Here is a 6,281-nt window from a genome sequence, read left to right as displayed (position 1 = left end):
AGGCCGGCCAGTTCTTGGTCTTGTAGCTCGGCGGGATCGGTCTGCTCATGCAGGACAGCTACCACGCTGGATTCACGAGATGAATCCCTCAACCAGCCTTTGCGCAACAAAGCCGCGTGACACCAGAAAAGAAATGGGACGCCATTGATTTTCTCTTTGCTGAATTTCTCGATTCCGATGCCTTTAGCAGCACCGAAAGCGCCCCTAATACACAACGCATAGACAGCATTTTGGGGTTGGTGGCATAATGTCTAACACTGATTTTCCCGCTAATGTGCACGTCCTAAGGCCACGGAAAGTCTCATTATCTGAGAAGCTTGATCTTTTCCTCGACGAACATGGGCTTGATCTCAAAGAGGCGGCAAAGCAGCCTGACCCTTCCCGCCCGAAGAGCATAAACGGAAATGCGTTGGTCTGCGCGTCCTGTGGTGAAGCGGAGTATTTGCCCCGTGAGTATTGCCGTTGCGGTCATTACCTACGTGGGCAGTTGGAAGACGAATACTGCGCTTGGGAAGAACAAATACACAGCAACCATCTCGAACTTGCCGATGTGATAGCGCTGAAAATAAAGCCGCTGCGCTATCTCTTTGCCGTTAGCTTGCCGTTTCTGGTTGGGCCTATGCTTTTCCTGAATTTCTGGGCGGATAGCTTCACACTTTATCCGTTGCTATGGATGGCACCTGGCATCTTGATTGGTGGCATCGTGGCGCTGGCTGAAAATATTCTCACGCGACCTCTGGAAGCGAGCGCTCATTTCCTAAACACCTATTCCATTGAGACTTTTATTGACCAAAGGTTTTTTCAGCTGAAAGTGATTAACCAGTAAATGACCACCAAAGAGCAGATCAGCGAGTTTATCGCGCGCTGGAAGCCGTCTGGCGGCAGCGAACATGCAAATTACCAGCTGTTTATCATCGAACTGACTGAGCTGCTCGGCCTCGAACGGCCCTTTCCGGCGACCGACGACGATGCGAATGACCACTATCGTTTTGAACGGCCCGTCACTTTTGCCCACACCCACAAGCGCAGCACCGGCTTCGTCGATGTCTATCGCAGCGGTCATTTCATCTTGGAAACCAAGCAAGGCGTGACTCAGAAAAAGAACCGGCAAGGCGACCTGACTAAAGGCACGCCCGACCGCAAACAAAAGCGCACTGGCCACGGCGTGCGGGGAACCGCTGCCTGGGACGACACAATGCTCAAGGCACGCAATCAGGCTGACAACTACGCCCGCGCGGTGGCCAAGGACGATGGCTGGCCGCCTTTCCTTATGGTTGTAGACGTGGGCCATGTGATCGAGCTGTACGCCGATTTCTCGCGCCAAGGCCAAGGGTACAACCAGTTCCCCGATGGTAACCGCTACCGCATCTTCATTGATGAGCTGCACGACGAAGGCATCCGCGACCTTCTGCGCACCATCTGGACCGACCCGTACAGCCATGATCCCTCGCTCAAGTCGGCCGAAGTCACCCGTGATATCGCCGAACACCTTGCCGAACTCGGCAAAAGCTTCGAAAGCCAAGGCCACAATAGCGAAACGGTCGCCCGCTTCCTCATGCGTTGCCTGTTCTCCATGTTCGCCGAGGATGTGGAGCTGATCCCGCTGGGCAGTTTCACCGCTAAACTTAAGGAACTGCGCGGCCACCCAGAACACGCCGAACCCACGCTCAAAAGCCTGTGGGAGGTGATGAACACGGGCGGCTTCTCTCCCGTACTCATGCAGGACCTCAAGCGTTTCAACGGTGGCCTGTTCAAAGATGCAGACGCCCTCCCGCTCAACACCATGCAATTAGGCCTGCTCATTGAGGCGGCAGAGGCCGACTGGAAACAGGTCGAACCTGCGATCTTCGGTACGTTGCTGGAACGCGCCCTCGACAAACGCCAGCGTCACAAGCTGGGCGCTCATTATACGCCGCGCGCTTATGTGAAGCGCTGGTCACGCCCACGATCATGGAGCCGCTGCGCGAAGACTGGCGCGATGTGCAAACCGCTGTGCAGCGCTTGACCGAAGACGACAAATCCGACGATGCCCTGCAACTCGTTCGCGACTTCCATAGCAAGCTCTGCGAAATCCGCGTGCTTGATCCCGCCTGCGGTTCCGGCAACTTCCTTTATGTCGCGCTCGAGATGATGAAACGACTAGAGGGCGAGGTGACCGCGCTGCTGTCCGAACTGGGCGAGACTCAGACCAGTTTCATCACCGTTGACCCGCACCAGTTTCTGGGGATCGAGCTGAACCCATGGGCCGCGAATGTGGCCGAGCTCGTGCTGTGGATCGGTTATCTGCAATGGCACGTTCGCACCTATGGCAAGGCCGCGCCGTCCGAACCTGTGCTGCGGGATTTCAAGAACATCCGCAACGCCGACGCCGTACTGGAATGGTCGGATCGCACCCCGCGCATGGACAATACCGGCGCGCCTGTCACCCGCTGGGACGGTGTGACCACGATCCGCCACAACGTGACGGGCGAGGAAGTGCCGGACACCGACGCCCGCGTGCAGGTCTATGACTATGCCAAGCCGAAGGCGACCAAATGGCCAGAGGCAGAGTTCATCGTCGGCAACCCGCCCTTCATCGGAAAGCTGAAAATGCGGGAAGATCTTGGTGATGGTTATGTCGAGGCGCTTCGTCAAGCCTACCCAAAAGTTCCAGACAGTGCAGACCTCGTGATGTTCTGGTGGGAAAAGGCGGCACTTGCCGCGCGTTCATGGAATGAAAAGACGGGCAAAGGCACACGTCGATTTGGCTTGATTACCACAAATAGCCTGCGTCAAACATTCAATCGAAGAGTGCTTGAAGCGCATATGAATGACGCGAAAAAACCTCTCTCACTTTTGTTTGCAATACCAGACCACCCTTGGGTCGACACTCTGTTCGGTGCTGCGGTTCGGATTTCGATGACGGTCGCCGGGTATGGCAGGCGGGAAGGACAGCTTCTAGAAGTCACTTCTGAGTCGAAGGAAGCTCGTGAGTCTGAGGGTCGAAAGGTCAACTTTTCCAGCCAGAAAGGAAAAATACTAGGCAATCTACAAATTGGGGCTGACGTCCCATCGGCTAAAAGCCTCGCATCAAACTTGGGATTGGTGACGCCTGGAGTTATACCTCACGGTTAGGGCATGGTTGTCGACGCCGCAACCGCAGCCCGGATCAAACCTCAGGGAGGCGCTTCGAAAGGTATCTTACGACCATACTGCAATGGCAAAGAATTACTTTCGGGTTCGCTTGAACGGCTAGTGATTGATGCCCATCCAAGACGGGAAGAGGAACTTAAGCGGGAAGCTCCAGAGGTCTATCAGTGGCTCCTCGATACGGTGAAGCCGCATAGAGACGCCAATCGTGACAAAGACTTGCGAGAAAAGTGGTGGCTACATCGGCGCAATAACCTCGACCTGCGAAACGCTCAAAAGGGATTGCAGCGGATGATTGCAACAGTTCTAACATCCAAGCATCGATGGTTCACCTTTCTCCCCACATCAGTTTTGCCTGATCAAACAATCGTCGCCATTGGAATTCAGAGCGCGGATGCTCTCGCTGTTTTGTCCAGCAATCACCATCTAAAATGGGCGCTTGCTGCTGGTGGTTGGCTCGGTGTTGGGAACGATCCTAGATATACCAAATCACGCTGCTTCGACCCGTTCCCCTTCCCAGATCTTACCGACCCACAAAAAACAGGCCTCTCCGCCCTAGGCGAAGATCTCGACGCGCATCGTAAGCGCCAGCAGGCGGCGCATCCCAAGCTGACCCTGACCCAAATGTATAACGTGCTGGAAAAACTCCGCGCGGGTGAGGTGATCGAGGGCAAAGACAAAGACATCTATGACCGAGGCCTGATCGGCATGCTGCGCGACCTTCACGACCAAATCGACGCTGCCGTGGCCGAAGCCTATGGCTGGCCTGAGGACCTGAGCGACGAAGACATCCTCCTCCGCCTCGTCGCGCTCAACAAAACCCGCGCCGAGGAAGAGGCAGGCGGCCAAATCCGCTGGCTCCGCCCCGATTACCAGAACCCGACCGGAGCGCAGGCCTCCAAAGGCAAAACCACCGAGATGGACCTTGGCGCGGTCGCAAAGATCGAAAAGGCCCCATGGCCCAAAACCCTCCCCGACCAGATTGCAGCCGTCCGCGAGGCCCTGTCCGAAATGGGCGAAGCCACCCCCGACCAAATCGCACGCCGTTTTATGCGAGCGCGTACAACCAGCGTACAACCGTTGCTGGATAGCTTGGCTGCATTGGGACAGGCAGAGAAATTGGAAGAGAACCGCTATGCGGCGTGAGTTCTTGAATGCTTGATCTGATCGACCGACCAGTTTGGCTTACGTCGTTTTGGGGCTTCAGTCCGGACACATGGGGCTGCGTCGGGTTTTCCGACAAGTGGCGGCGCGACAAGTTTCTGCCCGATGCCAAGAAGGGCGCATTGGTTGCCATCTATGTGACCAAAGGCAAAGGTCCGGACAATCAACGGGGCAAGGTCATCGGCATATTGGAAACCACCGGTGAAACCGGGCATATCCAAGGGTTTCTGACCGGTGATGCTTGGGCTGAAAAAGAAGCGGACCCCAAAAGTAGAGGCAAATGGGAATATGCCGTTCGGGTTTCCCGGGCGTGGATCATCGACGAAGCCGAATGGCAGGACGTCGATGACATCTTCGGCGAGACATACGGAAGCAACTCGGCTGAATTGATCGGGGCAAATGGCGTTCGGCTCTCTGACGCGGAAGCTGATCGCCTGTCGGATTTGACCGTGCACGAAGTGCCCGTCTATGGCCAGACCGAGAAGCTGGACAGTGCGGTCCGTCCGTTTTCGGACGCTCTAAAGCCCAGCCGTGCTGTAATTCCTGCAAAGGAACCGTACTTTGTCGGGGAAGTCGACGGCCCCAAGTTCCTTTACATTTTGCGGCTAGAGGGTGGCGTGGCCAACTGGCTTGGCGAAACCATCGATGACGAAGATGATCAAATGATCATCAAAGTCGGGTTCTCGAAAAGCCCCTACAAGCGTCGAGACCAAATCCAGTCCGCATACCCAGCTGGACAATTCAGATGGGAAGTTATGCTGCCCGAACCCATACCTGATGCTGCGCCGTACCCGAACGCAGCCACCGCCATCAAGGGCGAGGATGCGATGAAAGCGCGCCTCTTCAAGGGCGGTGCAAGAGTGTTGGGCGGTGAGTTTTATCTCGCCGAGGAGTGGCTCGTTCGAAAGTGCTGGATAGCCGGAAAGATGGCCGCTGAGGAAGCGGCAAGCTCTGTATAGTTAGGAAATTCAATGACAAGACGGTTTGAGATCGACGCAGAAACTCTTCCCGACCTTCCCGGAATGATGCTTGTCACGGTCGAGGCACTGAAAGACCTCGGCGGGTCCGCGACGATCCAGGAGCTTGATGAAAAGGTGATCGAGCTGGAAGGCGTCACCGAAGCCGAACAGGCTTTCACCATGCCGCGCGATGAAAACCGCACGCGGGTGAATTACTACCTCGCCTGGGCGCGGACGTACTTGAAACGCGGTGATGCGCTGAACAATTCCAAGCGCGGGGTTTGGGCGCTGACAGAGATAGGCTCCGCGATCTCCGACCTAAGCGCGACGCAAGGGATTTACGGTCAGGTGACGCAGGAAGAACGCGAGCGCGCACGCCTGAAGCGTCTGGCCGCCAAGAAGGCCGACGCGGACAGGGGCGAAGAAATCGAGGTCATGGCCGATGACGGCCCCGCTGATGAGGAAGACTGGAAATCGGCGTTGCTGTCTGTCCTTGGCAAGATGGATCCTGCCGCATTTGAGCGCCTAGCACAGCGGCTTTTGCGCGAGGCTGGATTCACAAAGGTGGAGGTGCGGGGCAAGTCTGGTGATGGCGGGATTGATGGGGTTGGTGTTCTTCGTGTTAACCTCGTTTCCTTCCAAGTTTACTTTCAGTGCAAACGCTGGAAGGGAGTAACCGCGCCATTGGCACCGCCTGCCTGACGCTGGTGCGATCATCTAGGACACGTGTTTAACGACGTCGTTAACGACGTGTCTTATGCGGGGTCATCGATGCGTGGTGAAATTCTTGGGGTGGAGCGGCGGCGTTTCTGGCGCGATGAGGACAAGCTCGAAATTGTCATGTCGGCTGGTGTTGGTGGGGAAACGGTGACGCAAGTGGCGCAGCGCCACGAGATTACGCGGCAACAGATTTACGCCTGGCGGCATGAGTTGAAGAAGAAAGGTTTGTGGTCGCCCGATGCCGGGGCACTTTTCTACCCGTTGGATATTCCGGTCGCGTCCGGAGTGCCGGTGGCGCCGCCGGCCGCT

Annotated in this window: 7 protein-coding genes; all 7 read left to right on the top strand. The window is 56.4% G+C overall.

Annotation, left to right across the window (positions count from 1 at the left end):
* The first annotated feature begins 247 nt into the window (after positions 1-247).
* Entirely contained in the window at positions 248-826 is a 579-nt protein-coding gene (locus tag CHB90_RS25175) for a hypothetical protein (protein WP_089280449.1), read from the top strand.
* Positions 827-2,005: a type IIL restriction-modification enzyme MmeI gene (locus CHB90_RS27245; protein WP_245823382.1), complete on the top strand. Its 1,179-nt coding sequence runs from the start codon at positions 827-829 to the stop codon at positions 2,003-2,005.
* Positions 2,002-3,114 carry a DNA methyltransferase gene (locus tag CHB90_RS27240; protein ID WP_245823381.1) on the top strand — a complete coding sequence of 371 codons (1,113 nt, stop codon included), beginning with the start codon at positions 2,002-2,004 and terminating at the stop codon, positions 3,112-3,114. The genes CHB90_RS27245 and CHB90_RS27240 overlap by 4 nt, the downstream gene beginning before the upstream one ends.
* Before the next feature lie 3 nt (positions 3,115-3,117).
* Positions 3,118-4,275 (top strand): type IIL restriction-modification enzyme MmeI, encoded by a 1,158-nt coding sequence (locus tag CHB90_RS27235; RefSeq protein WP_245823380.1) that lies wholly within the window; start codon positions 3,118-3,120, stop codon positions 4,273-4,275.
* Between the two features lie 8 nt (positions 4,276-4,283).
* Entirely contained in the window at positions 4,284-5,252 is a 969-nt protein-coding gene (locus CHB90_RS25165) for a hypothetical protein (protein WP_089280448.1), read from the top strand.
* A gap of 66 nt (positions 5,253-5,318) precedes the next feature.
* On the top strand, positions 5,319-5,954 hold the full coding sequence (locus CHB90_RS25160; protein ID WP_212591665.1) for a winged helix-turn-helix domain-containing protein: 636 nt from the start codon (positions 5,319-5,321) through the stop codon (positions 5,952-5,954).
* A 24-nt stretch (positions 5,955-5,978) separates the two neighbouring features.
* Positions 5,979-6,281, top strand: a 303-nt coding sequence (locus tag CHB90_RS25155; RefSeq protein ID WP_212591664.1) for a transposase, incomplete at its 3' end; no start/stop codon positions are given.

The organism is Antarctobacter heliothermus (genome assembly GCF_900188425.1).
In the GTDB taxonomy this organism is placed as follows: Bacteria; Pseudomonadota; Alphaproteobacteria; order Rhodobacterales; family Rhodobacteraceae; genus Antarctobacter; species Antarctobacter heliothermus.
Note: the sequence above shows the minus strand (reverse complement) of the source record. Positions and strands in the feature narration are given on the sequence as shown.

Bases quoted from the DNA above. Each gene is read 5' to 3' on its own strand.
- CHB90_RS25160 (WP_212591665.1), top strand. From the start codon at position 5,319: ATGCTTGTCACGGTCGAGGCACTGAAAGACCTCGGCGGGTCCGCGACG.
- CHB90_RS25175 (WP_089280449.1), top strand. From the start codon at position 248: ATGTCTAACACTGATTTTCCCGCTAATGTGCACGTCCTAAGGCCACGG.
- CHB90_RS25165 (WP_089280448.1), top strand. From the start codon at position 4,284: ATGCTTGATCTGATCGACCGACCAGTTTGGCTTACGTCGTTTTGGGGC.
- CHB90_RS27245 (WP_245823382.1), top strand. From the start codon at position 827: ATGACCACCAAAGAGCAGATCAGCGAGTTTATCGCGCGCTGGAAGCCG.
- CHB90_RS27235 (WP_245823380.1), top strand. From the start codon at position 3,118: ATGGTTGTCGACGCCGCAACCGCAGCCCGGATCAAACCTCAGGGAGGC.